The organism is Pedobacter sp. Bi126 (genome assembly GCF_918698245.1).
Lineage (GTDB): Bacteria > Bacteroidota > Bacteroidia > Sphingobacteriales > Sphingobacteriaceae > Pedobacter.
Genome location: NZ_CAKKMS010000019.1, coordinates 1 through 1,939, shown reverse-complemented (window position 1 = coordinate 1,939; position 1,939 = coordinate 1). Strand labels below are relative to the sequence as shown.

At 49.9% G+C, this 1,939-nt stretch carries 1 protein-coding gene; it reads left to right on the top strand.

The window, feature by feature from the left end:
* On the top strand, positions 1-1,939 hold a 1,939-nt coding region (locus LQ201_RS25600; RefSeq protein WP_230146721.1), incomplete at both ends, for a hypothetical protein.

Below are 1,939 nucleotides of genomic sequence, written 5' to 3'. Positions count from 1 at the left end.
CGGGCGACCGGATCAACTATACTTTCGTGGTGACCAATACAGGTAACGTAACCTTGACAAATGTGACGGTTACCGATGTAAACGCTACGATTTCTGGTGGCCCGATCGCAAGTTTAGCGGTAGGTGCATCTGATAACTCAACCTTTACCGGTTTCCATATCTTAACACAGGCGGAAATTGATAACGGAGGTGTGTTCAACGTGGCTACGGCTACCGGAAAAGACCCTAAAAATAACAATATCACAACCACTTCGGTAGATCCGACGCCATTGTCGCCTACCGATCCGAACTATCCGGTTACACCGCCAACGCCTGCATGCCCAAGCTGTACGGTTACACCGATTGTACACACAGGCGCAATTACCCTGGCGAAAGACGGTTCTTACAACGACTTCAACACGAACGGCAAGGTAGACGCGGGCGACCGGATCAACTACACTTTCGTGGTGACCAATACAGGCAACGTAACCTTGACAAATGTGACGGTTACCGATGCAAACGCTACAATTTCTGGCGGCCCGATCGCAAGTTTAGCGGTAGGTGCCTCAGACAACAGCACTTTCACCGGTTTCCATACGCTTACCCAGGCGGAAATTGATAACGGAGGTGTGTTCAACGTGGCTACCGCTACCGGAAAAGATCCGAAGGACAGACCGGTTACGACCACTTCAGTGGATCCGACACCATTGTCACCTACCGATCCGAACTATCCGGTTACACCGCCAACACCTGCATGTCCAAGCTGTACAGTTACACCGATTGTACACACAGGCGCAATGACCCTGGCGAAGGACGGTTCTTACAACGACTTCAACACGAACGGTAAGGTAGATGCAGGTGACCGTATCAACTACACTTTCGTGGTGACCAATACAGGCAACGTAACCTTAACAGATGTGACGGTTACCGATGCAAATGCTACGATTTCTGGCGGTCCGATCGCAAGTTTAGCGGTAGGTGCTTCAGACAATAGTACTTTCACTGGTTTTCATACCTTAACACAGGCGGAAATTGATAACGGAGGTGTGTTCAACGTGGCTACCGTTACCGGAAAAGACCCTAAAAATAACAATATCACAACCACTTCGGTGGATCCGACACCATTGTCGCCAACTGATCCGAACTATCCGGTTACGCCGCCAACGCCTGCATGTCCAAGCTGTACGGTTACACCAATCGTATACACTCCATCGATGAGCCTTGCAAAATCGGTGAACGGCACAGTACCGAATACAGTTGGTGCTGAACTTAAATACAACTTAGTCGTTACCAATACCGGTAATGTTACCTTAAGCAATATCGCAGTGAGCGATGCCAATGCTGTGGTTACAGGTTCTCCTGTAGCAAGCCTTGCACCGGGCGCTTCTGTTACCTTGACTGCTGTGCATACGATGACCCAGTCGGATCTCGACGGTGGTAGCGTGACCAACCAGGCTAAGGCTACGGGCAAAGACCCTAAAGGTAACGGTGTGGACAAGGATTCTGATGATCCTTCAACAGGAACCCCTGACGACCCTACGGTAACCATTATTCCGGCTGCTCCATCGATGAGTCTTGCAAAATCGGTGAACGGCACGGTACCGAATACTTTGGGTGCTGAGCTTAAATACAACTTAATCGTTACCAATACCGGTAATGTTACCTTAAACGACATTGCAGTAAGCGATGCCAATGCAGTGGTTACAGGTTCTCCTGTAGCGAGTCTTGCACCGGGCGCTTCTGTTACCTTAACTGCTGTGCATACAATGACCCAATCGGATATTGACGGGGGAAGTGTGACCAACCAGGCTAAGGCTACGGGCAAAGACCCTAAAGGGAATGGTGTGGACAAGGATTCTGATGATCCTTCAACAGGAACCCCTGACGATCCTACAGTAACCATTATCCCTGCTGCTCCATCGATGAGCCTTGCAAAATCGGTGAACGGCACGGTACCGAA